Here is a 543-nt window from a genome sequence, read left to right as displayed (position 1 = left end):
ACCCGACAAGGAATTTCGCTACCTTAGGACCGTTATAGTTACGGCCGCCGTTTACTGGGGCTTCGATTCAAAGCTTCGCTTTAAGCTAACCTCTTCTCTTAACCTTCCAGCACCGGGCAGGCGTCAGCCCCTATACTTCGCCTTGCGGCTTCGCAGAGACCTGTGTTTTTGCTAAACAGTCGCCTGGGCCTATTCACTGCGGCTCATCAGGGCTATTCACCCTAATGAGCACCCCTTCTCCCAAAGTTACGGGGTCATTTTGCCGAGTTCCTTAACGAGAGTTCTCTCGCTCACCTTAGGATTCTCTCCTCGCCTACCTGTGTCGGTTTGCGGTACGGGCACCTTTTCCCTTGCTAGAGGCTTTTCTTGGCAGTGTGGAATCAGAAACTTCGGTACTAAATTTCCCTCGCCGTCACAGCTCAGCCTTGGTGGTAACGGGATTTGCCTCATTACCGGCCTAACTGCTTGGACGCGCTAATCCAGCAGCGCGCTTACCCTATCCTCCTGCGTCCCCCCATTGCTCAAACGGTAAAGAGGTGGTAC

The 543-nt window shown here is 53.4% G+C and carries 1 rRNA gene; it reads right to left on the bottom strand.

Annotation, left to right across the window (positions count from 1 at the left end):
• A 23S ribosomal RNA gene (locus tag NCCP133_RS21845) occupies positions 1–543 on the bottom strand; the annotation flags it as partial.

Origin of the sequence: Cytobacillus sp. NCCP-133 (assembly GCF_026011715.1) — a bacterium.
Lineage (GTDB): Bacteria > Bacillota > Bacilli > Bacillales > Cytobacillaceae > Cytobacillus.
This window is presented reverse-complemented; position numbering and strand designations above follow the sequence as displayed.